We start from the raw sequence: 23394 nt of genomic DNA, 5'->3' as shown, positions 1-23394 counted from the left end.
GGCGGTGTCCGCACTCGAACTCCTGTGAGGCACCAAGGTGTTTATTAACGCGTCGCTGATCGTTCAGATGATCGTGTTCCTGATCCTGGTCGGGTTCACGATGAAGTATGTGTGGCCGCCGATCATCAAGGCGCTCGATGAGCGCGCCGCGAAGATCGCCGCTGGCCTGTCCGCCGCCGACAAGGCCAAGGCCGAGTTGGCCGGTGCCGAGGCGCAGATCGCCAAGGAACTGGCTCAGACCAAGGCCGAGTCCGGCAAGCTGATCTCGGACGCCGAAAAGCGTGCCGCCGCCATCGTCGACGCCGCCAAGGGCCGCGCCGAAGAAGAAGGCGCCAAGATCCTGGCCGCCGCGAAGGCCGATGCCGAGCAGCAGGTCTCCCGCGCTCGCGAAGCCCTGCGCGAGCAGGTCGCTGCGCTGGCCGTCAAGGGCGCCGAGCAGATCCTGCACAAGGAAGTCAACGCCGGCGTTCACGCCGAGCTGCTGGCTCGCCTGAAGACGGAGCTGTAAATGGCCGAGATCGCCACCATCGCCCGCCCCTACGCGGAAGCGCTGTTCCAGGTTGCCAAGTCGCAGGACCTGGCCGCCTGGGGTAAGCAGCTCGACGCGCTGGCCCAGGTGGCGCAGGACGCCGATCTGCGCCAGTTCGCCGATCACCCCAAGGCCCAGTCTGAGCAGGTGCTCGCGGTGATGACCGCCGCCGCCAAGCAAGACCTGGCCCCGGGCGTGCAGAACTTCCTGCGCGCCGTGATCGAGAACGGCCGCCTCGCCGCGCTGCCCGAAGTCGTTGCCCAGTACCACGTGCTGGCCAATGCCGCTTCCGGCGTGTCCGACGCGCACATCTACAGCGCCTACGACATCAGCGACGCCCAACTGGCCGAGCTGAAGACGTCGCTTGAGAAGCGCTTCGGCCGCAAGCTCGACGCGCATGTGCAGATCGAGCCTGCGCTGATTGGCGGCGTGCGCGTGGTGGTCGGCGACGAGGTGCTGGACACCTCCGTCAAGGCCCGCCTTGAGCGCATGAAGGTCGCCCTGACTGCCTGACGGCTGCCCGAGCCACCGCAAGACATCCCATCGATTCACCCTGCGACTGACCTGCCCCATGGCAATGGTTTGGCCGCTCCGGGTACTGGAGACCCAGCATGCAACTCAATCCCGCTGAAATTTCCGAACTGATCAAGAGCCGCATCGAGGGTCTTGGTGTTGGCTCGGACATCCGCAACCAGGGCACCGTCGTGTCCGTTTCCGACGGCATCGTCCGCGTCCACGGCCTGTCGGACGTGATGCAGGGCGAAATGCTCGAATTCCCGGTCGCCAAGGACGGCAGCCAGACCTTCGGCCTGGCCCTGAACCTCGAGCGCGACTCTGTCGGCGCCGTGATTCTGGGTGCCTACGAGCACATCTCGGAAGGCGACACCGTCAAGTGCACGGGCCGCATCCTGGAGGTGCCGGTCGGCCCCGAGCTGATCGGCCGCGTCGTCAACGCGCTGGGCGAGCCGATCGACGGCAAGGGCCCGATCAACGCCAAGATGACCGACGTCATCGAGAAGGTCGCCCCGGGCGTGATCGCCCGCAAGTCGGTCGACCAACCCGTGCAGACCGGCCTGAAGTCCATCGACTCCATGGTTCCCGTCGGCCGCGGCCAGCGCGAACTGATCATTGGTGACCGTCAGACGGGCAAGACCGCCGTCGCCATCGACGCGATCATCAACCAGAAGGGTCAGAACATGACCTGCGTCTACGTCGCGATCGGCCAGAAGGCCTCGTCGATCAAGAACGTGGTGCGTGCTCTGGAGCAGGCCGGCGCGATGGAATACACCATCGTCGTGGCCGCCTCGGCGTCCGAATCGGCTGCGATGCAATACGTGTCGGCCTACTCGGGCTGCACGATGGGCGAGTACTTCCGCGACCGCGGCCAAGACGCGCTGATCATTTACGACGACCTGTCCAAGCAGGCCGTCGCCTATCGTCAGGTCTCGCTGCTGCTGCGCCGCCCGCCGGGCCGCGAAGCCTACCCTGGCGACGTGTTCTATCTCCACAGCCGCCTGCTGGAGCGCGCCGCTCGCGTGAATGCCGACTACGTCGAAGCCTTCACCAAGGGTGAAGTCAAGGGCAAGACCGGCTCGCTGACGGCCCTGCCGATCATCGAGACGCAAGCCGGCGACGTGTCCGCCTTCGTGCCGACCAACGTGATCTCGATCACCGACGGCCAGATCTTCCTGGAAACCAGCCTGTTCAACGCCGGTATCCGCCCCGCCATCAACGCCGGTATCTCGGTGTCGCGCGTCGGTGGCGCTGCCCAGACCAAGCTGATCAAGTCGCTGTCCGGCGGTATCCGTACCGACCTGGCGCAGTACCGTGAGCTGGCCGCGTTCGCGCAGTTCGCTTCCGACCTGGACGAAGCCACCCGCAAGCAGCTGGACCGCGGTGCCCGCGTGACGGAGCTGCTGAAGCAGGCTCAGTACTCGCCGCTGTCCATCTCGCTGATGGGCGCGTCGCTGTACGCCGCCAACAAGGGCTTCATGGACAGCATCGAAGTGAAGAAGGTCCTGGCCTTCGAACACGGCCTGCACCAGTACCTGAAGACCAGCCACGCCGCGCTGCTTGCCAAGCTGGAAGCGGACAAGGCGATGGACAAGGATGCGGAAGCTGAACTGAACGCCGCCATCACGGCCTTCAAGAAGTCCTTCGCTTAAGCCACGGAACACGCGGGGGCGAAGCCTCTTCACCCCGCACTGACTAGGAGTTCGAATGGCTTCAAGCAAAGAAATCCGCGGCAAGATCAAGTCGGTCGAGAACACCAAGAAGATCACCAAGGCGATGGAAATGGTCGCCGCCTCCAAGATGCGCAAGGCGCAGGAACGGATGCGGTCGGCTCGCCCCTACGCCGAGAAGATCGGCAACATCGCGGCCAGCCTCGCCAAGGCCAACCCCGAGTACCGCCATCCCTTCCTCGTCAAGAACGAGGACGCGAAGTCGGTCGGCATGGTCGTCGTCACGACGGACAAGGGCCTGTGCGGTGGTCTCAACACCAACCTGCTGCGCGCGGCCACGGCCAAGCTCAAGGAGCTGGAAGGTGCGGGCCAGAAGGCCGAGGTCGTCGCCATCGGCGGCAAGGGCCTGGGCTTCATGAACCGCATCGGCGCCAAGGTCGTCGCTCACGCGACGCAGCTCGGTGACCAGCCGCACATCGAGGCCCTCATCGGCCCCGTCAAGGTGCTGCTCGACGCGTACGCCGAAGGCAAGCTGTCCGCCGTCTACCTCTGCTACACGCAGTTCATCAACACGATGAAGCAAGAGGTCAAGGTGCACCAGCTGCTGCCGCTCAAGGCCGACGACATGGCAACGGACAAGGCCGGCCACTCGTGGGACTACATCTACGAGCCGGACGCCGCCACCGTCATCAACGAGCTGCTCGTGCGCTATTCGGAAGCCCTGGTCTACCAGGCCGTCGCCGAAAACATGGCCAGCGAGCAGTCCGCCCGCATGGTGGCCATGAAGGCCGCGACCGACAACGCCGGCACGCTGATCGGCGAGCTGAAGCTGGTCTACAACAAGACCCGCCAGGCAGCGATCACCAAGGAACTCTCCGAGATCGTCAGCGGCGCAGCCGCGGTCGGTTGAGTCGGTTCGGCACGCAAAGAATTGAATTGAAGGAACGCAAAAATGGCTAACACTCAAGCAGCAGTCGGCAAGATCGTTCAGTGCATTGGCGCCGTCGTCGACGTGGAATTCCCGCGCGACCGCATGCCCAAGGTGTACGACGCGCTCAAGATGGAAGGCTCGGCCCTGACGCTGGAAGTCCAGCAGCAGCTGGGCGACGGCGTGGTCCGCACCATTGCGCTGGGCTCGTCCGACGGCCTGCGCCGCGGCACCCAGGTCTACAACACCGGCGACACCATCAAGGTGCCGGTCGGCAAGGCGACCCTGGGCCGCATCATGGACGTGCTGGGCAACCCCATCGACGAGCGCGGCCCGGTCTCTTCCGAGCTGACCGCCTCCATCCACCGCGCGGCACCCGCCTACGACGAGCTGAGCCCGTCGCAGGACCTGCTGGAAACCGGCATCAAGGTGATCGACTTGATCTGCCCGTTCGCCAAGGGCGGCAAGGTGGGTCTGTTCGGCGGCGCCGGCGTCGGCAAGACCGTGAACATGATGGAGCTCATCAACAACATCGCCAAGGCGCACAGCGGTCTGTCCGTGTTCGCCGGCGTGGGTGAGCGCACCCGCGAGGGCAACGACTTCTATCACGAGATGTCGGACTCCGGCGTCGTGGTCCAGGACAAGCTGGAAGACTCCAAGGTCGCCATGGTCTACGGCCAGATGAACGAGCCCCCGGGCAACCGTCTGCGCGTCGCGCTGACCGGCCTGACCATCGCCGAGTCGTTCCGCGACGAAGGCAAGGACGTGCTGTTCTTCGTGGACAACATCTACCGCTACACGCTGGCCGGCACCGAAGTGTCCGCACTGCTGGGCCGCATGCCTTCCGCCGTGGGCTACCAGCCGACGCTGGCCGAGGAAATGGGCCGTCTGCAAGAGCGCATCACGTCGACCAAGGTCGGCTCGATCACGTCCATCCAGGCCGTCTACGTCCCTGCGGACGACTTGACCGACCCGTCGCCCGCCACGACCTTCGCCCACTTGGACGCCACCGTCGTGCTGTCGCGTGACATCGCCTCGCTGGGCATCTACCCCGCCGTGGACCCGCTGGACTCGACCAGCCGCCAGATCGACCCCAACGTCGTCGGCGAAGAGCACTACACGACGACCCGTGCCGTGCAGCAGGTGCTGCAGCGCTACAAGGAACTGCGCGACATCATCGCCATCCTGGGCATGGACGAACTGTCGCCGGAAGACAAGCTGTCGGTGGCCCGTGCCCGCAAGATCCAGCGTTTCCTGTCGCAGCCCTTCCACGTCGCCGAAGTCTTCACCGGCTCGCCCGGCAAGTACGTGCCGCTGAAGGAAACCATCCGCGGCTTCAAGATGATCGTGGCTGGCGAGTGCGACCACCTGCCGGAGCAGGCGTTCTACATGGTCGGCACCATCGACGAAGCCTTCGAGAAGGCGAAGAAGATCCAGTAAGACTTCGCATACGGCGCGCTGGCGTCGTTGCCGTGCTCGGTGGGCGCCAGTCCACCTCCGCGCGGCGCCTAGCCAGCCCACCGTCTGCTCGCTTACTGAACCTTCTTCAACTGGTTAGCTAAGGAAGATTGAACATGGCAACCCTCCACGTCGACGTGGTCTCCGCCGAAGAGCAGATCTTCTCCGGCGAGGCCAAGTTCGTCGCTCTGCCGGGCGAAGCCGGCGAGCTGGGCATCCTGCCCAAGCACACGCCGCTGATCACCCGCATCAAGCCGGGCGCCGTGCGCATCGAGCGCCCGGACGGCAGCGAAGAGTTCGTCTTCGTCGCCGGCGGCATTCTCGAAGTGCAACCGAACCGCGTGACCGTGCTGGCCGACACCGCCATCCGCGGCAAGGACCTCGACGAAGCCAAGGCCACCGAGGCCATGAAGCGCGCCGAGGAAGCGAAGAAGAACGCCAAGAGCGACATCGACTTCGCGGCTGCCCAGAGCGAGTTCGCCGCCATGGCCGCCCAGATCGCGGCACTGCGCAAGTTCCGCAAGAAGTAAGGCGCCGCCTCGCGAACAGCGATGGACGAGCCCCTGCTCGACACCCCCCCTTCTGAGCGCGGCCCTGGCCGCGCTCAGTGCTTTGGGGCGCTGACTTGACGGACCTGCGCCACAGCCTGGTCGTGCTCCAAGGGCAGCAGCCCGGCCGTCGCATCGAGCTCAGTGGCAAGCCGCTGGTGCTCGGCCGCCGCACCGCCGCGGACCTGGTGCTGCCCGAGATCCTCGTGTCGGCGCTGCACTGCCGCGTGCAGATCGAGGCCGGCCGCCCGGCGCTGCGCATCACCGATCTGAAGTCGACCAACGGCACCTTCGTCAACGGCCAGCGCATCAGCGGCAACGCCTACCTGTTGCCCGGCGGCACGCTGACGGTCGGCCAGCATGTCTTCCGCCACGACTTCCTCGCGCCGGATCAACTGGCATCGGCGGTCGACGAAGCGACCGAGCCCGGCCGAACCGCCGCCTGGTTGCCTTCGCTGATGCACGACGGCCCGCTGCGCACCGACTGGTGCTATCGCCCGGCAACACCCCCTCGCGGCGTGGGCTTCGCGGTGCTGCCGCTGGCGCGGGACCGCATCGGCCTGGTCCTGATCGACGTCTGCGGCCAAGGCCCACGGACGACGCACCATGCGTCCGACATCCTGCGCGCGCTGCGCGGCGTCCGCGACCTGAAGGGCCCGGCGGAACTCTTCACGCAGCTCAACGAGCGCTGGCGGATGGTCGACCACGACGGGCTCTTCTTCACCGCCTGGGCCGGCGTCTACGACCCCACCGGGCGCCGCCTCAGCCATGCCTGCGCCGGCCAGCATGCGGCACTGCTGCGCATCCCCGGCGGCGAGATGCAGCGCCTGGACGTCCTGAACCCGCCGCTGGGCGTGCTGCCCGAGGCCGAGTTCGCCGAGGAGAGCCTGGCCGTGGCGCCGGGCAGCCGCCTGCGCGTCTTCAACAAGGGTGCGTTCGACTTCATGGATCGGGGTGGCCGGCGCTGGGAGCTGGATGACTTCGAGGCCATGCTGGCCTTCCTGCCGCCCACCGGCAGCGGGCCGGAGCAGGTTTTCACGGAGGTGCGCCGCCTGGCGGAAGCCGACGCGCCGGAAGACGACTTCCTGCTGTTCCAGGCCGACTTTGCCGGCTGACGCGGCGCCGCTCCCGTTCTGGACTTGTCTCCCCATTCGCCGCGCGGCGGGCTGCGGATAATCCGCGCTTCCCGCCGTCTCCCAGGACCCCCGTGCCGCCCATGACCGATTTCCGAGTTTGCCGCTGGGCCGCGTGGGCGCCCGGGCTGGAGACGCCGGAAGCCTGGGCCGCCTGGCTGGCGGCACCCGTCTGGCCTTTGCCGGCCGCGGATGCGGTCGCGCCACTGGCCGAGGTGCCGGCCATGACGCGCCGGCGCATCGACCCTATGGGCCGGGCGGCGCTGCAGGTGGCCTGGTGGGTGCAAGGTGGCGAGCCGACGGGGCCCGTGGTGTTCGCCTCGCGCTGGGGCGAGATTGCCCGCTCGGTCGCGCTGCTGCGCCAGCTGAGCCAGAGCGAGCCGCTGTCGCCGACGGCCTTCAGCCTGTCGGTCCACAACGCCAGCAGCGCCGTCTACTCCATCGCCCGTGGCGACACGGCCAACTACTCGGCCGTGTCCGCCGGCGCGGCCAGCGCGGCGGCGGGCGTCTGTGAGGCGCTGGGCCTGCTGGCCGAAGGCGCGCCGCAGGTGCTGGTGGTCTCCGTCGAGACGGAACTGCCCGAGCCCTACCAAGCCTTTGACGCGCATCCCGGCCCGATCCGCGCCTGGGCCGTGTTGCTGGAGCCGGCCGAAAAGGGTTTGCGCCTGCAAGCCACCGTGCCCGGCGGCGAGGCCGAAGCCACCGTCCTGCCGCCCGACTTGGCCACGCTCCGGTTCCTGACGGGCCAAACGGCCCAATGGCGCCAAACCAGCCCGCATGGCGGTTGGCTATGGAGTCGCCATGGCTGATTGGCGTCACTGGCCGGGGCGTTTGTGGCGCGTCTTCGCCACGGCGCTGGCCTTTGCCTGCTTCGGCATCGGCGGATTGCTGCTGTGGCTGGTCGTTTTTCCGCTGCAAGCCCTGCTGCTGCGTGACGCCGCCCGGCGCCAGCAGGCGGCCCGCACGGTGGTCCAGGCGCTGTTTCGCCTCTTCATCCGCTGGATGCGGCTGCTGGGCCTGATCCGCTACGAGGTGCTCGGCGTCGAGAAGCTGCAACGCCGCGGCCTGCTGATCCTGGCCAACCACCCGACGCTGATCGACGTGGCCTTCCTGATCGGCCTGGTTCCCAATGCCAGTTGCGTGGTCAAGTCCACGCTTGCGGACCACCCATGTACGCGGGGGCCGGTACGCGCCACGGGCTACATCTGCAACAATCCAGGCTCTGATTTGTTGCTGGCCTGTATCGACACGCTGGCGGCGGGCAGCAACCTGATCATCTTTCCCGAAGGCACGCGGTCGCGGCCCGGGCAAGCCCTGAAGATGCAACGCGGCGCGGCACAGATTGCCTTGCGCGGCGGACTCGACATCACACCGGTGCGTATCCATTGCGAGCCGCTCGGTCTGTACAAAGGGCAGCCCTGGTGGACCGTTGCCAAGCGCCCGCTGCGTTTCACCATCGAGGTCGGCGACGACCTGCCTTCCGCCGCCGTGTTGCTGGCGGCCGGCGGTGAACATGGCCGAGCGGCCAGGCGCTTGACGGAAAGCCTGATTCAGTTTTTCTCTGAGCCCGTACGGTCACCGAAAGCAGTCACAAAGGGGAGTCATGCAAGCGCTGGAACAAGAAATCAAGGAACTGCTGATCTCGGCACTCCAACTTGAAGACCTCAAGCCCGAGGACATTGCCGCCGAGCAGGCGCTGTTCGTCGAAGGCCTGGGCCTGGATTCCATCGATGCACTGGAGCTGGGCCTGGCGCTGCAAAAGCGCTACGGCCTGAGCATGGCCGCCGACTCGGCCGAGACCCGCAAGCATTTCGCCAGCATCCGTGCGCTGGCGCAGTTCGTCGACAGCCATCGCAAGATTGCTGCGTGAGGCGCCGCCATGACCGACCAAGAAATTTTTGATCGCCTGCGCAGCATCCTCGTCGAGACCTTCGACATCGAGGCCGAGCGCATCGCCCCGCAAGCCAAGCTCTACGACGACCTGGACATCGACAGCATCGATGCGGTCGACCTCATCGTGAAGCTCAAGCCCCTGGTGGGCAAGCGCCTGCAGCCCGAGGCCTTCAAGGCCGTGCGCACCGTGCAGGACGTCATCGACGCGCTGCAAGGCTTGCTGAAGGCCGACGCCGCCGATGCTGAAGTCGGCGGCAAGCCGACGGCGGCCACCGCCTGATCCGGGCCAAGCGATGCGCTGGGCCCTGGTGCTGGCCCTGACGGCCGCGTATCCGCTGATCGTCTATTTCAGCCTGGGGCATGTCGAGCCCCGCTACCTCGCGCTGCTGCTGCTCGCCTTGGGCGGCCTGCGCTGGCTGGCCGGTGGTGCGCAAGTCGTGCAGGCCCGCTGGGTGGCGCTGGCCGCGCTGGCGCTGGCCGCCAGCACCGCGCTGCTCAACCTGAGCCTGCCGCTCAAGCTCTATCCCGTGCTGGTCAACGCCGTGCTGCTGGCCGTATTCGGCCTGAGCCTGGTGCGCGGCCCCTGCGTGGCCGAGCGCATCGCGCGCATGCAAGACCCCGACCTCGACGCCCGCGGCGTGGCCTACACGCGCCGCGTCACGCAGGTCTGGTGCGGCTTCTTCGTGCTCAACGGCGGCATCGCGCTCGCCACGGCGCTGTGGGCGTCGGAAGAAGTCTGGGCGCTGTACAACGGCCTGATTGCCTACGGCCTCATCGGCACGCTGATGGGCGGCGAGTGGCTGCTGCGCCGGCACCTGCGCGCGCGCTATGCCAGGGAGGCCCAGGCGTGACCCCGGCCCAGCGCCTGGCTGCGTGGTTGACGCTGGCGGCGCCTGCCGTCGTCGGCTGGCGTCGCCGCGAGCCTGTTTCGGGCGCTGCGTTTCTTGACGAGGCTGGTCGCTGGCAGGCCGCTTTCGCCGCGCACCCGGGTCAACGCTTCGCGCTCTATTTCCAGGACAGCCTGCACTTCGCGGCCGCGCTGTTCGGCGCCTGGCAGGCGGGCAAGCAGGCCTGGCTGCCCGGCGACCTGACGCCCGCGAGCCGACAGGCGCTGCGCGCCCGTGTCGACGCCTTTGCCGGCGACGGGCCGCATCCGGAAGAGCTGCCCCGCGTCGAGCCGGCCGCCACGCCAGCGCCCGCGACGGGGCCGCTGGACCCGGAGGCCCAGCAACTCGTCGTCTTCACATCGGGCTCCACCGGCGAGCCTCAAGCGCTGCCCAAGCGGCTGCGCCAGCTCTTCGACGAGATCACGGCGCTGGAGCAGGCGTTTGGCGCCACCAGCCCCGGCGCGGCCGTGCTGGCCAGCGTGTCGCACCAGCATGTCTACGGCTTGCTGTTCCGCGTGCTGTGGCCGCTGGCCACGGGCCGGCCGGTGCAGGCGCAGAGTCTCGTCGTGCTCGAAGACCTGGCCGAGCTGACGCCGCCCGGCGCGCGTGCCATCCTCATCGCCAGCCCCGCTCACTTGAGCCGTTTGCCCCTGGCCGCGCAGTTGGGCGTCGACCAGCTGTTCAGCTCCGGCGCGCCGCTGCCCGACGCGGCCCTGCCCGACTGCCAGCGCGTCTTCGGCCGCGCACCCATCGAGGTCTACGGCAGCAGCGAGACCGGCGGCGTGGCCTGGCGCCAGCGAAACCCCGGCGCACCCGTGTTCTGGCAGGCGCTGCCCGGCGTTGAGTGGCGCATCGAGGACGACGGCCTGTGCCTGCGCTCGCCGCATCTGGACGACGGCGACTGGACGCCCAGCGCAGACCGGGCTGCCGCCGTCGCTGGCGGCTTCGAACTGCGTGGCCGCGCGGACCGCATCGTCAAGATCGCCGAGAAGCGCGTGTCCCTCACCGCGGTGGAGGCCGCGCTGCGCGCCTCGCCACTGATCGCCGACCTGCGCCTGCTGCCGCTGACCGAGCCGCGCGAGCAGCTGGGCGTTGTCGCCGTGCCCAGCGAGGCTGGCTGGCAGCTGCACGACGAGCAAGGCAAGCGCGCGCTGGCCGAAGCGCTGCGCGCCTGCCTCGCCGACGTTGTCGAACGCGTGGCGCTGCCGCGGCGCTTTCGCTTCCTGCCTGAGCTGCCCGTCAATGCGCAAGGCAAGTCCACGCAGGCCCGGCTGCTTGCCGAGTTCGACCCGCGCCGGCCGGCGCTGCGCAGCATCCGGCGCCACGATGAGGGCCAGGACCTGACGCTGTTCATCGACCCGGCGCTGCCGCAGTTCGACGGCCACTTTCCGGGCCACCCCATCCTCGCGGGCGTCGTGCAGCTGGAATGGGCCGAGCTGTTCGGCCGCGAGCGTTTCGGCATCGCGGGCGAGTTTGCCGGCATGGAAGCGCTGAAGTTCCAGCGTGTCATCACGCCGAGCCGGCACGTCACGCTGAGCCTTTCATGGGCGCCGGGCAAGCTGGCCTTCCGCTACCACTCGGACCTCGGCCAGCACGCCAGCGGGCGACTGCTGTTCACGACGCCATGAGCCTCACCCGGCCGCCCGAAGAGGCTCAGCTCCCGCCTGGCGGGACAGCGCGCAGCGCGAAGGGTGCGCCAGTGGCCCTGGGCGCGGTCATCCCGGTCTACAACCACGGCGGCCCGGTGGGCCGCGTCACTGCCGCGCTGCGCGCGCATGGCCTGCCCGTGCTGCTGGTGGACGACGGCAGCGAACCCGGCTGCGCCGCCGTGCTGGACGCGCTGGCGCAGCAGCCCGAGGTTTTTCTGGAGCGGCTGAGCACCAACCAGGGCAAGGGCGGCGCCGTCATGACCGGCCTGCGCCGCGCCGCGCAGCTGGGCTGGACGCATGCGCTGCAGATCGACGCCGACGGTCAGCACGACACGCGCGACGTGCCCGCCTTCGCGGCCGCCGCCGCCACCGAGCCGGCGAACCTGATCTGCGGCCACCCGATCTATGACGACAGCGTGCCCAAGGCGCGCCTGTACGGCCGCTACGCCACGCACATCTGGGTCTGGATCAACACGCTGTCGTTCGCCGTGCGCGATTCGATGTGCGGCTTTCGCATCTACCCGCTGGCGGCGACGCTGCGCTGCATGGAGCGCCAGTACATCGGCCGGCGCATGGACTTCGACACTGAGATCGCCGTGCGGCTGGTGTGGTCCGGCATGAAGGTCACCAACCTGCCCACGCGCGTGCGCTACCCCGAGGATGGGGTCTCCCACTTCCGCGTCTGGCACGACAACGTGCTGATCTCGGCCATGCACACGCGGCTGTTCTTCGGCATGTTGTGGCGCGCGCCGCTGCTGCTGTGGCGAAAGCTTGCAGCATGAAGGCGGAACGCCACTGGGCCGCCATGGGAGAGAGCACCTTCGTCGCCGGCATCTGGCTGCTGTTCGGCGTGCACCGGCTGCTGGGCCGCGCGGTGTTCAGCGGGCTGCTGTGGCCCATCGTGCTCGTCTACTGGCTCGCGCGCCCCGCGCTGCGCGCGCACAGCCTGGGCTATCTGCGCCGCATGCAGCCCGCCGCGGGCTGGCGCGAGGGCCTGGCCCATGTGCGCCTGTTCGCCGAAACCATGCTGGACAAGCTGCTCGCCATCGCCGGCCGCTACCCGCTGCACCGCGTGCAGGCGCGCGGCGCCGACGCCGTGCATGCCCAGGCGCTGACGGGGCAGGGCGCCGTGCTGGTCACCGCCCACACCGGCTGTCTCGAGCTGTGCCAGGCGCTGGCCGAGACGCACCGCGACATCAAGGTCAACGTGCTGGTGCACACCAAGCATGCCGAGAGCTTCAACCGCATCCTGGCGCGGCTGAACCCGCAGCGCGGGGTCGAGCTGATCGAGGTCAGCGACCTGGACATGGGCCTGACGCTGAAGCTGGCCGAGCGCGTCGCGGCCGGCGAGTTCATCGCCATCGCCGGCGACCGCGTGCCGGTGCGCGGCAGCAAGACCGTGCGCATTCCCTTCCTCGGCGCCGACGCCGATTTCCCGGTCGGGCCCTACCTGATCGCTGGCCTGCTGGGCTGTCCGCTGTTCCTGATGCTCAGCCTGCACGAGGGTGACGGCTACGCGCTGGAGTTCGAGCTGCTGGCCGACAAGGTGCTGCTGCCGCGCCGCGCCCGCGAGGCCGCGCTGACCGAGCATGCCCGCCGCTTTGCCGATGCGCTGGCCGCGCGGCTGCGCCGTTCACCCTATGACTGGTTCAACTTCTACGCTTTCTGGGATCGCCCCGATGTCGCCCATCACGTTTGACGGCCAGCGTCTGGCACTTGAAGACATCGTCGCGCTGGCCCGCCGCCAGGCCAACGCCGAGCTGGGCCGCGCGCCCGAGTTCCAGGCCCGCATCCAGGCCGGCGCCGACTTCGTCACCCGCCTGCTGGCAGAGGACGGCGTCGTCTACGGCGTCACCACCGGCTATGGCGACTCCTGCACCGTGGCCGTGCCGCCGGCGCTGGTGCCCGAGCTGCCGCACCACCTCTACACCTATCACGGCATTGGTGCCGGCGCGCTGCTGACGCCAGAGCAGACCCGCGCCGTGCTGGGCGCGCGCCTCGCGTCGCTGTGCCAAGGGTTGTCGGGCGTCAGCCTGGACCTGCTGCGCCAGATCGAGACGCTGCTGACGCACGACATCCTGCCGCTGATCCCCAGCGAGGGCTCGGTCGGCGCCAGCGGTGACCTGACGCCGTTGTCGTATCTCGCCGCGGTGCTGTGCGGCGAGCGCGAGGTCAGCGTCAACGGCGAGACGCTGCCGGCCGCCGAGGCCCTGCGCGCCGTGGGCGCGACGCCGCTGCGCCTGCGCCCCAAGGAGGGCCTGGCCATCATGAACGGCACGGCCGTCATGACCGGATTGGCCTGCCTGGCCTTTGCGCGCGCCGACTACCTCGCCAGGCTCGCCACGCGCATCACGGCGATGAACGTCGTCGCCAGCGCCGGCAACGCCCACCACTTCGATGAAACGCTGTTCGCCGCCAAGCCGCACGCCGGCCAGCAGCGCGTGGCCGAGCGCCTGCGCGCCGACCTCGCCAGCGACAAGCCTTCGCGCAACGACCACCGCCTGCAGGACCGCTACTCGCTGCGCTGCGCGCCCCACGTCATCGGCGTGCTGGAAGACGCGCTGCCCTGGCTGCGCCAGCTCATCGAGAACGAGCTCAACAGCGCCAACGACAACCCGCTGATCGACCCCGTAGAGGAGCGCGTGCTGCACGGCGGCCACTTCTACGGCGGCCACATCGCGATGGCCATGGACACTTTGAAGACGGCTGTCGCCAACATCGCTGACCTGCTGGACCGTCAGCTCGCGCTGCTGGTGGACGCCCGCTACAACCACGGCCTGCCGGCGAATCTGAGCGGTGCCAGCGGCGAGCGCGCGGCCATCAACCATGGCCTGAAGGCGCTGCAGATCAGCGTGTCCGCCTGGACGGCCGAGGCGCTCAAGCAGACGATGCCGGCCTCGGTATTCAGCCGCTCGACCGAGTGCCACAACCAGGACAAGGTCAGCATGGGCACCATCGCCGCGCGCGACGCGCTGCGCGTGCTGGACCTGACGGAGCAGGTCGTCGCCGCCACGCTGATCGCCGCTCGTCAGGGTGTCGAGCTGCGCGACAAGCAGGCGCCGTTGGCCCTCACGCCCAACCTGGCCGCCATGCAGGGCGACCTCGCCGAGCGCCTGCCGCTGATCAATGAAGATCGTGCGCTGGACCGCGAACTGCACAGCCTGTTGGACGCCATCCGCGCGCAGGCCTGGAGCCTTTATGCCTGAGCTCTGGCACGAGATCGAGATCAGCCCGGCCTTCCATGACCTGGACCCGATGGACATCGTCTGGCACGGGCACTACGTCAAGTACCTGGAGCTGGCCCGCAATGCGCTGATGGCCCGCTTCGACTACGACTACCCGCAGATGCGCGAGTCCGGCTACGCCTGGCCCATCGTCGACATGCGGCTCAAGTACGTGGATATGCTGCCCTACGGCCGCCGCGTCATCGTGCGCGCCGAGATCGTCGAGTGGGAGAACCGCATCAAGGTCGACTACGTCATCCGCGACGCGCTGACCGACAAGGTCATCCACAAGGCCCACACCATCCAGGTGGCGCTGAACATCGCCACGCGCGAGATGGAGTGGGTCTGCCCGCCCATCCTCTGGCAGAAGCTGGGCGTGGGGCCGGCATGAAGCGTCGCGCGCTGCTGATCACCCTGTGGCCCGTGGCGGCCATCGCCGAGCCCGGCCTGGCGCAGGCCGTGCGCGAGCGCCTGCAGCAGCCCGAATGGCTGCATGGCGAGTTCACGCAGACCAAGAAGGTGCCGGGCTTCGCCAAGCCGCTGGTGTCCACCGGCAACTTCGTCGCCGCTCGCGGCCGCGGCGTGCTGTGGCGCTCGCTGAAGCCCTTTGCCAGCGAGCTGCGCCTGACGCAGAACGAGATCCGCGCAACGCAGGGCGGCCAGACCGCCATGCGGCTGGACGCCGCACGCGAGCCCGCCGTGCGCCTCATCACCACGCTGATGTTCTCGCTGCTCAACGGCGACGTCAGCGGCCTGGCCGATGTGTTCGAGCTGACCGGCACTACCAAAGGAGCGAGCTGGCAGCTGTCGCTGACACCCAAGCCCGGCGCGTTGCAGCAGGTGTTGAAGAAGGTCGAGTTGGAGGGTGACGGCTTCGTGCGCCGCATCCAGCTGTTCGAGGCCAATGGCGACGAGAGCCTGATCCAGCTCACGGGCCAGCGCGTGGACGCAGCTCCCGAGCCGGGCCTGTTCCAGTGAGCCTGGCGCAAACCACCCGTCGCCTGGCGGCCCTGTGGCTGGTGCTCGTGCTCGCCTGCGTGGCGCACAACGTCTGGCACTGGGCGGTGCACAAGCGCCTGCCGGTGACCGACATGCTGGCCATGCTGCCGCGCGACGAACAGCGCCCGCTGGCGGCGCAGGCCACGCAGGCGCTGGCCGACGCGGGCTCGCGCCGCGTCACGGTGCTGATCGGCGGTGCTGGCGCGGCGCAGGCCCAGCGCGCGGCGGATGCTTTCCTGCAGGCACTGGGCGACATCCCCGCGCGCCACCGCGTCGCCGACGCCGACAGCCAAGCCTGGCTGAACCTCTACACGCCGGTGCGCGCCGGGCTGCTGTCGCCGCAAGCGCGTGCGCGGCTGGCCGACGTACCAACCGCGGAGCTGGCCGACCAGGCGCTGGCCGCGCTCTACCAGCCCGTCGGCGGGCCGCGCGTGGGCGCGTGGGCCGACGACCCGCTCAACCTCTTGGGCCAATGGCTGGCCGAGCGCGGCCAGACCAGCCGGGTGCGCGTGCAGGACGGCCGGCTGATGCTGACCGACGCCGATGCGCCAGATCACCACTACGCGCTGGTGCTGATCGAGCTGCCCGGTTCGGGCTTCGAGATCGGTGCCCAGCGCGCGCTGCAGCCGCGGCTGGACGCCGCGGTGCGGGCGGCTGAAGGGCAGGGCGCCCAGGTCATCCGCGCCGGCGTGCCGCTGTTCGCCGCCGCCGCGGCCGAGCAGGCCGAGCGCGAGATCCACACCATCGGCCTGGGCTCGCTGGTGGGCATCGTCGCGTTGACGCTGCTGGCCTTCCGCTCGATTCGCCCGCGCCTGCTGGTGGCGTTGTCCATGGCGGTCGGCCTGGCCGTCGCAGCGTCGGTGAGCCTGCTGGTGTTCGGCGAGCTGCACCTCGTCACGCTGGTGTTTGGCGCCAGCCTGTTGGGCGTGGCCGAGAACTACGGCAGCAACTACTTCAGCGCTCGCCAGGGCCTGGAGGCCGGTGAGCGCTGGGCCATGCTGTCGCGCCAGATTCCCGTTGTCAGCCTGGCGATGGCAACGACCGTCATCGGCTACGCGCTGCTGGCGCTGCCGCCCTTCCCGGGCCTGCGCCAGATCGCCGTGTTCTCGGCGGTCGGCCTGGTCGCCGCCTTCGTGACCGTGCTGTGGTGGTTCCCGCTGCTGGACGGCGCGGGCCGCATGGCGCCGACGCGCTTCGCGCACTGGCTGGGCTCGCGGCGCGCGCTGTGGCCCAGCCTGCAGGCGCGTGGCTTGACGGTGCTGTTGCTGGTGTCCGCGCTGCTCGTCGCCTGGGGCGCCAGCCGCCTGCGTGTCGACGACGACATCCGCCAGCTGCAGTCCGCACCGTCCGCCCTGGTCGCTCAGCAGCGCGAGTTCGCGCGGCTGATGCAGGCGCCCGGCCTGGCGCAGTTCTTCGTCGTGCAGGGCGGCAGCGAGCAGGAGCTGCTGGAGCGCGAAGAAGCGCTGACGGCAAGTTTGCGCGGCATGCGGCTCGGTGTGCAGGCCGTCAGCGACTGGCTGCCTTCGCTGCGCCGCCAGCGTGAGGATGCCGCGCTGGCGGCGCGCCGCATGGCCGAGATGCGGCCGCTGCTGGCGCAACGGCTCGGCCAGCCGGTGGCGTCCTCGGCAACCGCCCGCATCGAACTCTCGCCCCAGGCCTGGCTTGCCAGCTCCGCCAGCGAGCCGGTGCGCGCCCAGTGGCTGGGCCGCCTCGGCGCAGGGCAGGGCAGCGTCGTGCTGCTGCACGGAGCCGATGCCGCCGAGACCCGCGCGGCGCTGGCTTCACTGAAGCTAGCCGGCGTCACCTGGGTCGACAAGGTGGGCGAGGTCAGCACGCTGCTGGGCCGCTACCGCGAGCTGATGTCCCTGGTGCTGGTGCTGGGCTTCGTGCTGACCTGGGCGGCACTGGCCTGGCGCTTCGGCCGCAAGTCCTGGCGCGCGCTGGCGCCCACGGCGCTGGCCTGCGCACTCACCGTGGCGATGCTTTCAATCAGCGGCCAGGTCTTGCAGCTCTTCCACATCCTGCCTCTGCTCATCCTGCTGGGCCTGGGTGTGGACTACGGCATCTTCCTGCTCGAACAGCCCGGACGGGGCGAGACTCGGCCCTTCCTGTCAGTGACGCTGGCTGCTGCGTCGACCTTGTTGTCCTTCGGTCTGCTGGCGCTGTCCGGCACACCGGCCCTGCATGCCTTTGGGCTGACCCTGCTCATCGGCGTCTTCCTGGCCTGGCTGCTCACCCCACTCTTCATGCCCAATGCTTGAGACCAAAAAATTCTCGCCATCCAAGCAGCGGGCCTTCGACGCGCGCTTCGAGGCCCAGAAGATCGCCTTCGGTCCGGTGGTTTTCCACTGCGTGCACTACGCCTGGAAGCGCGGCATGCTGGAGGCGCTGGCCGAGGCGGGTGACGGTGGCGCCACGCTGGACGAGCTGGAAGCCACCGGCCGCTGGAGCCGTTATGCGCTGAAGCTGGTGCTGGAGTCCTGCCTGTCGGCCGGCGTGGTGCTGATCGAAGGCGGCCGCTGGCAGCTCGACAAGACGGGCTTCTGCCTGATCTCCGATGACATCACGCGCGTCAACTTCGACTTCATCCACGACGTCTGCTACCAGGGCCTGTTCGAACTGGAGCGGTCGCTGGACGCCGGCAAGCCGCTGGGCCTGCAGCACCTGGGCGACTGGCCCAGCATCTACCCTGCACTGGCCGATCTGCCCGAGCCGGCCAAGTCGAGCTGGTTCGCGTTCGACCACCACTACTCGGACACCTCCTTCCCCGACATCCTCCCCGACGTGTTCGCCACCGCGCCGCGTCGGCTGATGGACATCGGCGCCAACACGGGCAAGTTCAGCCGCGCCGCGCTGGCCTACGACGCGCGGGTCGAGCTGAACCTGGTGGACCTGCCGCAGCAGCTCGCGGTGGCCGAAGCCAACCTCGCGGCCGACGGCTTGCGTGGGCGCGCGCATCTGCACCCGCGCGACCTGCTCGACCCCGACTTGGCCTTGCCTGGTGGCATGGACCTGGTCTGGATGAGCCAGTTCCTCAGCTGCTTCGGTGAGGACCAGATTGCCAGCATCTTCCAGCGCGTCGTGGCCAGCCTGGCCGACGGCGGCCAGGTGCTGGTGATGGACACCTTCTGGGACCGCCAGCGCTACGACATCGCGGCGTTCTGCCTGATCAACACGTCACCCTACTTCACGGCCATGGCCAGCGGCAACAGCAAGGTCTACGAGAGCGCCGACTACATCCGCCTGGCCGAAGCCGCCGGCCTGCGCCTGCTGACGGTGCGCGACGGCATCGGCTATTGCCACAGCCTGCTGAGGTTTGCCCGCGCATGAGCTTGTCGCGCCGATCCCTGCTGATGCTGCTGGCGCTGGCCGGCTGCGCCAGCGCGCCGCCCGCGCGCAGTGACATGCCGGCGCTGCGCCTGCCGCCGGCGGCACTGGGCAGCGCGCGCTATGCGCTCAGCCAGCGCCTGTCCGTCACGCGGCTGGACCACCCCGACGCGCCGCCACAGCGTGTCGAGGTGCAACTGCAGCTCGACGCCTCCGGCCTGCTGCTCGCCGGCTTTGCGTTCGGCCAGCGCGTGCTGCTGATGCAATGGGACGGCAAGGACTTGCGCGTGCAGCGCCATGTGGCCCTGCCCGCCGAAGTGGATACCGACCGCATGTTGCGCGACCTCTGCCTGACGTTCTGGCCGGCCGAGGCCGTGCGCGCCGCGCTGCCCGAGGGCTGGACCTGGGTCCAGACCGCCGCGGGGCAGGAGCTGCAGCAAGGCGGGCAAGCCCGCTTGGTGGTGCAGCGCCCGGGCGCGAACATCGTCGAGATCGTCAATTGGGCCGAGGGCTATCGCTTGCTGATCGAGTCGCAACCGCAGGAGGCCTCATGAACCTCTACCTGCAGCCGCCCGGCGTCATCTGCGCAGCCGGCCATGACCTGACCGCGCTGCGCGACGCGGTGTTCGCCGCCGAGCCCAGCGGTGTGGCCGCGAACGGCGCGGTCTGGCCGGGGCATGAACTGCACCTCGGCGCTGTGCGGGCGGCATTGCCGTCGCTCGGGCATCTGCCGCTGCCACAGCGCAGCCGCAACAACGCGCTGCTGCTGGCGGCGCTGATGCAGATCCGCGCTCAGGTGGATGAAGCGATTGCCCGCCACGGCGCGGACCGCGTGGGCGTCGTGCTGGGCACCAGCACGTCCGGCGTCGCCGAGAGCGAGGCCGCCATTGCCGCGCACACCCGCGAAGGCCAGTTGCCGGCAGGCTTCCATGTCGAGCAGCAGGAGCTTGGCTCGCCCGCGCTGATGCTGGCCCAGTTGCTCGGCCTGGGTGGGCCGCGCTATGTCGTGTCGACCGCCTGTTCGTCGGGCGCCAAGGCGTTGGCCAGCGGTGCGCGGCTGCTGCGCGCCGGCCTGTGCGACGCGGTGCTGGTGGGCGGCGTGGACGCGTTGTGTGGCATGACGGTCGCAGGCTTCGCGGCGCTGGACTCGGTCGACGCGGCACGCTGCCGGCCGATGAGCGCCACGCGCGCCGGCATCAACATCGGCGAAGGCGCGGCACTCTTCGTGCTGAGCCGGGAGCCGTCGGCCGTGTGTCTGTCGGGCTATGGCGAAAGCTCGGACGCCCACCACATCTCGGCCCCCGAGCCGACCGGCCGCGGCGCGCTGGCGGCGATGCGCGAGGCGTTGGAGCGTGCCGGGCTCACGCCCGCCGACATCGGTTACCTGAACCTGCACGGCACCGCCACGCCGCAGAACGATGCGATGGAGAGCCATGCGGTGGCCGAGCTGTTCGGCCTTGCGCTGCCCTGCTCATCGACCAAGCCGCTGACGGGCCATGCGCTGGGCGCTGCCGGCGCCATTGAGGCGGCCATCGCCTGGCTGACGGTCGCCGGCGACGGGCGTCTGCCGGTTCACCACTTCGATGGCCAGCGCGACGCCGAGCTGCCGCAGATCACGCTCGTTGCGCCCGGCCAGCGCCTGGCCGCCGCGCCACGCCATGTGATGAGCAATTCCTTTGCCTTTGGCGGCAACAACGCCGCGCTGGTGCTGAGTCATGACTGAGACGCTGCCGCCCATCATGGAGCTGGTGCCCCATCAGGGCCCGATGTGCCTGCTCGACCGCCTGCTGACCGCCGAAGGCGAGCGCCTGTGCGCCGAGGTCGTCGTGCCCGCGCAAGGCCTGTTCAGCCACGAGGGCGGCGTGGGCGCCTGGGTGGGCATCGAATACATGGCCCAGGCCGTCGCCGCCTGGGCCGGCTGGCAGGCGCGTGCGCAAGGCCATGCGCCGCGCATCGGCCTTCTGCTGGGCACGCGGCGCTATCGCTGCAGCGTGCCGCGCTTTGCGGCGGGGCAGCGCCTGCAGGTGGACATCGAACGCGGCTACCAGGCCGACAACGGGCTGGGCCAGTTCGAATGCCGCATCCATGCGGACGGCGTGGAACTGGCCAGCGCGCAACTGACGGTGTTCGGGCCCGAGGACCCGAGCGCATTCTTGAACGGAGAAAACCTATGAGTACGGTGCTCGTCACCGGGTCGAGCCGCGGCATTGGCCGCGCGATCGCGCTGCGCCTGGCGCAGGACGGCTACGACCTCGTCCTGCATTGCCGCAAGGAGCGCGAGCAGGCCGACGCCGCCGCGGCCGAGATCCAGGCGCTGGGCCGCACGGCCCGCGTGTTGCAGTTCGATGTGGCCGATCGCGAGGCCACTGCGAGCGCGCTGCTGGCCGATGTCGAGGCCCATGGCTGCTATTACGGCGTCGTCTGCAACGCCGGCATCGCCCGCGACGGCGCCTTTCCGGCACTGACGGGCGAGGACTGGGATGCCGTCATCCACACCAACCTGGACGCCTTCTACAACGTGCTGCAACCGCTGACGATGCCGCTGGTGCGGCGCAAGGCGGCCGGGCGCATCGTCACGCTGGCGTCGGTGTCCGGGATCATGGGCAACCGCGGCCAGGTCAACTACAGCGCGGCCAAGGCCGGCATCATCGGCGCGACCAAGGCGCTGGCGGTGGAGCTGGCCAGCCGCAAGATCACGGTCAACTGCGTCGCACCGGGGCTGATCGAGACCGACATGATCGACGCTGCGCTGGTGGAAGAAGCGCTGAAGATCATCCCCGCCAAGCGCGTGGGTCGGCCCGAAGAGGTGGCGGCGCTGGTGAGTTTCCTGATGGGGCCGGACGCGGCCTACATCACGCGACAGGTGATCTCGGTGAACGGGGGGATGGTGGGATGAGTGCAAGAAAACGCGTTGTGATCACCGGCATCGGCGCGCTGTCGCCACTGGGGCACGACGTCGAGACGGTCATGGACAGCCTGCGGGCCGAGGCCAACAAGGTCCAGCGCATGCAGGACTGGGCCGACTACGAAGGCCTCAACACGCAGGTGGGGGTGCCCTGTGCGCCGTTCGAACTGCCGGCCGACCGCTACAACCGCAAGAGCATGCGCAGCATGGGCCGCGTGGCGCAGATGGCCACGCGCTCGGCCGAGCTGGCGCTGGCGCAGGCCGGCCTGATCGGCGACCCGCTGGTGACCAGCGGCAAGCTGGGCGTGAGCTTCGGCAGCTCCAGCGGCACGCCCAGTGCCGTCGGCGACTTCGGTCGCATGATCAGTGCCAAGAGCATCGAGGGCATCAACGCCAACACCTACGTGAAGATGATGTCGCACACGGCGACCGTCAACATCGCGGTGTTCTTCGGTATCACGGGCCGCATCATCACGACCAGCAGCGCCTGCACGTCGGGCAGCCAGGGCCTGGGCTATGCCTACGAGGCCGTGCAGAGCGGCAAGCAGGTCGCCATGCTGGCCGGCGGCGCCGAGGAGCTGGACCCGACGCAGGCGGCCGTGTTCGACACGCTGTTCGCTACCAGCACCAAGTACAACGACCAGCCGCGCATGACGCCGCGGCCCTTCGACAAGGACCGCGACGGCCTGGTGCTGGGCGAAGGCGCCTGCACCTTCGTACTGGAGGAGTACGAGCACGCGAAGGCGCGCGGCGCGCACATGCTGGGCGAGATCGTCGGCTACGGCACCAACTGCGATGGCACGCATGTCACGCAGCCGCAGTCCGCCACGATGGGCCAGGCCATGCGGCTGGCGCTGGACGACGCCGGCCTGCCCGCCAGCGCGATTCCCTACGTCAACGCGCACGGCACCTCGACGGACCAGGGCGACGTGGCCGAAAGCCAGGCCACGCAGGCCGTGCTGGGCAGCCGCACGGCGATCTCCTCGCTGAAGAGCTACATGGGCCACACGCTGGGCGCCTGCGGGGCTCTCGAGACCTGGATGACGCTGGAGATGATGAAGGCCGGCTGGTTCGCGCCGACGCTGAACCTGCAACAGGTGGACCCGCGCTGCGGCGAACTGGACTATGTGCTCGCCGGCGGACGCCGCTTGGACATGGAGTTCGCGATGACCAACAATTTCGCCTTCGGTGGCATCAACACGTCACTGATCCTGCGCCGGCTCTGACGGCATGATTTGTCCAACACCAACCCAAGGGAGTTCACGATGATTTCTGCACCTCGACTCAAGCAACTGCTGGTGGCCGCCAGCCTCGGCCTGGTGCTGGGCACGGCCTCGGCCCGGGATGAGCCGATGTGGAACCCCGACCGCGTCGCCGTGCAGCAGCACGCCAGCATCACGCAGGACAGCCTGCGCACCGCCATCATCCGTGCCGGCGCCCGCCGCAACTGGCAGCTGCTGGACGAAGCCCCCGGTGAGCTGCGCCTGAAGCAAAGCCGCCAGGGCAAGCACGAGGCCACGGTGAAGGTGACCTATGACGCCACGGGCTACCAGCTCGGCTACGCGAACAGCTACAACCTCAACGCCGACGTCGAGCGCCAGCGCATCCACCCGACCTACAACATGTGGCTGCGCAACTTGAGCGGCGACATCGCCAGCGAAGTCACGCTGCTGACGCTGAAGTGATGTTGTAGGCTTGCTGCCCAGGCGCCGCGGCTTGCGCTGGACCTCA

Annotated in this window: 26 protein-coding genes; all 26 read left to right on the top strand. The window is 69.0% G+C overall.

What is annotated here, in order from left to right; genetic code table 11:
* The first annotated feature begins 37 nt into the window (after positions 1 to 37).
* The 26 genes from AC1D29_RS13280 (at position 38) to AC1D29_RS13155 (ending at position 23348) form a co-directional block, all read left to right on the top strand.
* A complete protein-coding gene (locus AC1D29_RS13280; RefSeq protein WP_056266391.1) occupies positions 38 to 508 on the top strand; it encodes a F0F1 ATP synthase subunit B in 471 nt (156 codons plus the stop codon).
* Complete coding sequence (locus AC1D29_RS13275) at positions 509 to 1042, top strand: F0F1 ATP synthase subunit delta (protein ID WP_477898010.1); 534 nt, start codon at positions 509 to 511, stop codon at positions 1040 to 1042.
* A gap of 98 nt (positions 1043 to 1140) precedes the next feature.
* Positions 1141 to 2694, top strand: coding sequence for a F0F1 ATP synthase subunit alpha (atpA, locus tag AC1D29_RS13270; RefSeq protein WP_422018023.1), 1554 nt, complete (start codon positions 1141 to 1143; stop codon positions 2692 to 2694).
* 55 nt (positions 2695 to 2749) lie between these two features.
* A complete protein-coding gene (gene atpG, locus AC1D29_RS13265; RefSeq protein ID WP_477898008.1) occupies positions 2750 to 3622 on the top strand; it encodes a F0F1 ATP synthase subunit gamma in 873 nt (290 codons plus the stop codon).
* Positions 3623 to 3664: 42 nt separating this feature from the next.
* Entirely contained in the window at positions 3665 to 5080 is a 1416-nt protein-coding gene (gene atpD / locus AC1D29_RS13260) for a F0F1 ATP synthase subunit beta (protein ID WP_477898006.1), read from the top strand.
* Between the two features lie 134 nt (positions 5081 to 5214).
* Positions 5215 to 5628 carry a F0F1 ATP synthase subunit epsilon gene (locus AC1D29_RS13255; RefSeq protein WP_477898004.1) on the top strand — a complete coding sequence of 138 codons (414 nt, stop codon included), beginning with the start codon at positions 5215 to 5217 and terminating at the stop codon, positions 5626 to 5628.
* 95 nt (positions 5629 to 5723) lie between these two features.
* Complete coding sequence (locus AC1D29_RS13250; RefSeq protein WP_477898002.1) at positions 5724 to 6761, top strand: SpoIIE family protein phosphatase; 1038 nt, start codon at positions 5724 to 5726, stop codon at positions 6759 to 6761.
* A 101-nt stretch (positions 6762 to 6862) separates the two neighbouring features.
* On the top strand, positions 6863 to 7588 hold the full coding sequence (locus AC1D29_RS13245) for a beta-ketoacyl synthase chain length factor (protein WP_477898000.1): 726 nt from the start codon (positions 6863 to 6865) through the stop codon (positions 7586 to 7588).
* Entirely contained in the window at positions 7581 to 8438 is an 858-nt protein-coding gene (locus tag AC1D29_RS13240; RefSeq protein WP_477897998.1) for a lysophospholipid acyltransferase family protein, read from the top strand. Before AC1D29_RS13245 ends, AC1D29_RS13240 begins: the two co-directional genes overlap by 8 nt.
* Entirely contained in the window at positions 8383 to 8649 is a 267-nt protein-coding gene (locus AC1D29_RS13235; protein WP_477897996.1) for a phosphopantetheine-binding protein, read from the top strand. The genes AC1D29_RS13240 and AC1D29_RS13235 overlap by 56 nt, the downstream gene beginning before the upstream one ends.
* A 9-nt stretch (positions 8650 to 8658) precedes the next feature.
* Positions 8659 to 8952, top strand: a complete 294-nt coding sequence (locus AC1D29_RS13230; RefSeq protein WP_477897995.1) for an acyl carrier protein — start codon at positions 8659 to 8661, stop codon at positions 8950 to 8952.
* Between the two features lie 13 nt (positions 8953 to 8965).
* Positions 8966 to 9523: a COG4648 family protein gene (locus tag AC1D29_RS13225; RefSeq protein ID WP_477897993.1), complete on the top strand. Its 558-nt coding sequence runs from the start codon at positions 8966 to 8968 to the stop codon at positions 9521 to 9523.
* Positions 9520 to 11187 carry an ApeI family dehydratase gene (locus AC1D29_RS13220; RefSeq protein ID WP_477897991.1) on the top strand — a complete coding sequence of 556 codons (1668 nt, stop codon included), beginning with the start codon at positions 9520 to 9522 and terminating at the stop codon, positions 11185 to 11187. Before AC1D29_RS13225 ends, AC1D29_RS13220 begins: the two co-directional genes overlap by 4 nt.
* A complete protein-coding gene (locus AC1D29_RS13215) occupies positions 11184 to 11990 on the top strand; it encodes a glycosyltransferase family 2 protein (protein WP_477897989.1) in 807 nt (268 codons plus the stop codon). The genes AC1D29_RS13220 and AC1D29_RS13215 overlap by 4 nt, the downstream gene beginning before the upstream one ends.
* Positions 11987 to 12907, top strand: a complete 921-nt coding sequence (locus tag AC1D29_RS13210; RefSeq protein ID WP_477897987.1) for an LpxL/LpxP family acyltransferase — start codon at positions 11987 to 11989, stop codon at positions 12905 to 12907. Before AC1D29_RS13215 ends, AC1D29_RS13210 begins: the two co-directional genes overlap by 4 nt.
* Complete coding sequence (locus AC1D29_RS13205) at positions 12888 to 14414, top strand: HAL/PAL/TAL family ammonia-lyase (RefSeq protein WP_477897985.1); 1527 nt, start codon at positions 12888 to 12890, stop codon at positions 14412 to 14414. The genes AC1D29_RS13210 and AC1D29_RS13205 overlap by 20 nt, the downstream gene beginning before the upstream one ends.
* On the top strand, positions 14407 to 14823 hold the full coding sequence (locus AC1D29_RS13200; RefSeq protein WP_477897983.1) for an acyl-CoA thioesterase: 417 nt from the start codon (positions 14407 to 14409) through the stop codon (positions 14821 to 14823). Before AC1D29_RS13205 ends, AC1D29_RS13200 begins: the two co-directional genes overlap by 8 nt.
* A complete protein-coding gene (locus tag AC1D29_RS13195) occupies positions 14820 to 15410 on the top strand; it encodes a LolA family protein (RefSeq protein ID WP_477897981.1) in 591 nt (196 codons plus the stop codon). Before AC1D29_RS13200 ends, AC1D29_RS13195 begins: the two co-directional genes overlap by 4 nt.
* Positions 15407 to 17692, top strand: a complete 2286-nt coding sequence (locus tag AC1D29_RS13190; RefSeq protein ID WP_477897979.1) for an MMPL family transporter — start codon at positions 15407 to 15409, stop codon at positions 17690 to 17692. The genes AC1D29_RS13195 and AC1D29_RS13190 overlap by 4 nt, the downstream gene beginning before the upstream one ends.
* Entirely contained in the window at positions 17685 to 18761 is a 1077-nt protein-coding gene (locus AC1D29_RS13185; RefSeq protein ID WP_477897977.1) for an SAM-dependent methyltransferase, read from the top strand. Before AC1D29_RS13190 ends, AC1D29_RS13185 begins: the two co-directional genes overlap by 8 nt.
* A complete protein-coding gene (locus tag AC1D29_RS13180) occupies positions 18758 to 19312 on the top strand; it encodes a DUF3261 domain-containing protein (RefSeq protein WP_477897975.1) in 555 nt (184 codons plus the stop codon). Before AC1D29_RS13185 ends, AC1D29_RS13180 begins: the two co-directional genes overlap by 4 nt.
* Positions 19309 to 20481 (top strand): beta-ketoacyl-ACP synthase, encoded by a 1173-nt coding sequence (locus tag AC1D29_RS13175; protein WP_477897973.1) that lies wholly within the window; start codon positions 19309 to 19311, stop codon positions 20479 to 20481. The genes AC1D29_RS13180 and AC1D29_RS13175 overlap by 4 nt, the downstream gene beginning before the upstream one ends.
* On the top strand, positions 20474 to 20932 hold the full coding sequence (locus AC1D29_RS13170) for a hotdog family protein (protein WP_477897971.1): 459 nt from the start codon (positions 20474 to 20476) through the stop codon (positions 20930 to 20932). The genes AC1D29_RS13175 and AC1D29_RS13170 overlap by 8 nt, the downstream gene beginning before the upstream one ends.
* Entirely contained in the window at positions 20929 to 21654 is a 726-nt protein-coding gene (locus AC1D29_RS13165; RefSeq protein ID WP_477897969.1) for a 3-ketoacyl-ACP reductase FabG2, read from the top strand. The genes AC1D29_RS13170 and AC1D29_RS13165 overlap by 4 nt, the downstream gene beginning before the upstream one ends.
* Positions 21651 to 22889, top strand: a complete 1239-nt coding sequence (locus AC1D29_RS13160; protein ID WP_477897967.1) for a beta-ketoacyl-ACP synthase — start codon at positions 21651 to 21653, stop codon at positions 22887 to 22889. Before AC1D29_RS13165 ends, AC1D29_RS13160 begins: the two co-directional genes overlap by 4 nt.
* Before the next feature lie 39 nt (positions 22890 to 22928).
* Positions 22929 to 23348: a hypothetical protein gene (locus AC1D29_RS13155; protein ID WP_477897965.1), complete on the top strand. Its 420-nt coding sequence runs from the start codon at positions 22929 to 22931 to the stop codon at positions 23346 to 23348.
* Positions 23349 to 23394 lie beyond the last annotated feature (46 nt).

This window comes from Roseateles sp. P1_C6 (genome assembly GCF_056406315.1).
The sequence above is the reverse complement of the archived record's forward strand: the minus strand, read 5'-3'. Positions and strand labels throughout refer to the sequence as shown.

What these genes read in the sequence shown, in the direction of transcription:
- AC1D29_RS13195 (WP_477897981.1), top strand. Translation starts at nt 14,820, where the DNA reads ATGAAGCGTCGCGCGCTGCTGATCACCCTGTGGCCCGTGGCGGCCATC.
- AC1D29_RS13175 (WP_477897973.1), top strand. Translation starts at nt 19,309, where the DNA reads ATGAACCTCTACCTGCAGCCGCCCGGCGTCATCTGCGCAGCCGGCCAT.
- AC1D29_RS13235 (WP_477897996.1), top strand. Translation starts at nt 8,383, where the DNA reads ATGCAAGCGCTGGAACAAGAAATCAAGGAACTGCTGATCTCGGCACTC.
- AC1D29_RS13155 (WP_477897965.1), top strand. Translation starts at nt 22,929, where the DNA reads ATGATTTCTGCACCTCGACTCAAGCAACTGCTGGTGGCCGCCAGCCTC.
- atpD (WP_477898006.1), top strand. Translation starts at nt 3,665, where the DNA reads ATGGCTAACACTCAAGCAGCAGTCGGCAAGATCGTTCAGTGCATTGGC.
- AC1D29_RS13200 (WP_477897983.1), top strand. Translation starts at nt 14,407, where the DNA reads ATGCCTGAGCTCTGGCACGAGATCGAGATCAGCCCGGCCTTCCATGAC.
- AC1D29_RS13170 (WP_477897971.1), top strand. Translation starts at nt 20,474, where the DNA reads ATGACTGAGACGCTGCCGCCCATCATGGAGCTGGTGCCCCATCAGGGC.
- AC1D29_RS13255 (WP_477898004.1), top strand. Translation starts at nt 5,215, where the DNA reads ATGGCAACCCTCCACGTCGACGTGGTCTCCGCCGAAGAGCAGATCTTC.
- AC1D29_RS13245 (WP_477898000.1), top strand. Translation starts at nt 6,863, where the DNA reads ATGACCGATTTCCGAGTTTGCCGCTGGGCCGCGTGGGCGCCCGGGCTG.
- atpG (WP_477898008.1), top strand. Translation starts at nt 2,750, where the DNA reads ATGGCTTCAAGCAAAGAAATCCGCGGCAAGATCAAGTCGGTCGAGAAC.
- AC1D29_RS13240 (WP_477897998.1), top strand. Translation starts at nt 7,581, where the DNA reads ATGGCTGATTGGCGTCACTGGCCGGGGCGTTTGTGGCGCGTCTTCGCC.
- AC1D29_RS13180 (WP_477897975.1), top strand. Translation starts at nt 18,758, where the DNA reads ATGAGCTTGTCGCGCCGATCCCTGCTGATGCTGCTGGCGCTGGCCGGC.
- AC1D29_RS13225 (WP_477897993.1), top strand. Translation starts at nt 8,966, where the DNA reads ATGCGCTGGGCCCTGGTGCTGGCCCTGACGGCCGCGTATCCGCTGATC.
- AC1D29_RS13165 (WP_477897969.1), top strand. Translation starts at nt 20,929, where the DNA reads ATGAGTACGGTGCTCGTCACCGGGTCGAGCCGCGGCATTGGCCGCGCG.
- AC1D29_RS13185 (WP_477897977.1), top strand. Translation starts at nt 17,685, where the DNA reads ATGCTTGAGACCAAAAAATTCTCGCCATCCAAGCAGCGGGCCTTCGAC.
- AC1D29_RS13215 (WP_477897989.1), top strand. Translation starts at nt 11,184, where the DNA reads ATGAGCCTCACCCGGCCGCCCGAAGAGGCTCAGCTCCCGCCTGGCGGG.
- AC1D29_RS13210 (WP_477897987.1), top strand. Translation starts at nt 11,987, where the DNA reads ATGAAGGCGGAACGCCACTGGGCCGCCATGGGAGAGAGCACCTTCGTC.
- atpA (WP_422018023.1), top strand. Translation starts at nt 1,141, where the DNA reads ATGCAACTCAATCCCGCTGAAATTTCCGAACTGATCAAGAGCCGCATC.
- AC1D29_RS13160 (WP_477897967.1), top strand. Translation starts at nt 21,651, where the DNA reads ATGAGTGCAAGAAAACGCGTTGTGATCACCGGCATCGGCGCGCTGTCG.
- AC1D29_RS13275 (WP_477898010.1), top strand. Translation starts at nt 509, where the DNA reads ATGGCCGAGATCGCCACCATCGCCCGCCCCTACGCGGAAGCGCTGTTC.
- AC1D29_RS13230 (WP_477897995.1), top strand. Translation starts at nt 8,659, where the DNA reads ATGACCGACCAAGAAATTTTTGATCGCCTGCGCAGCATCCTCGTCGAG.
- AC1D29_RS13205 (WP_477897985.1), top strand. Translation starts at nt 12,888, where the DNA reads ATGTCGCCCATCACGTTTGACGGCCAGCGTCTGGCACTTGAAGACATC.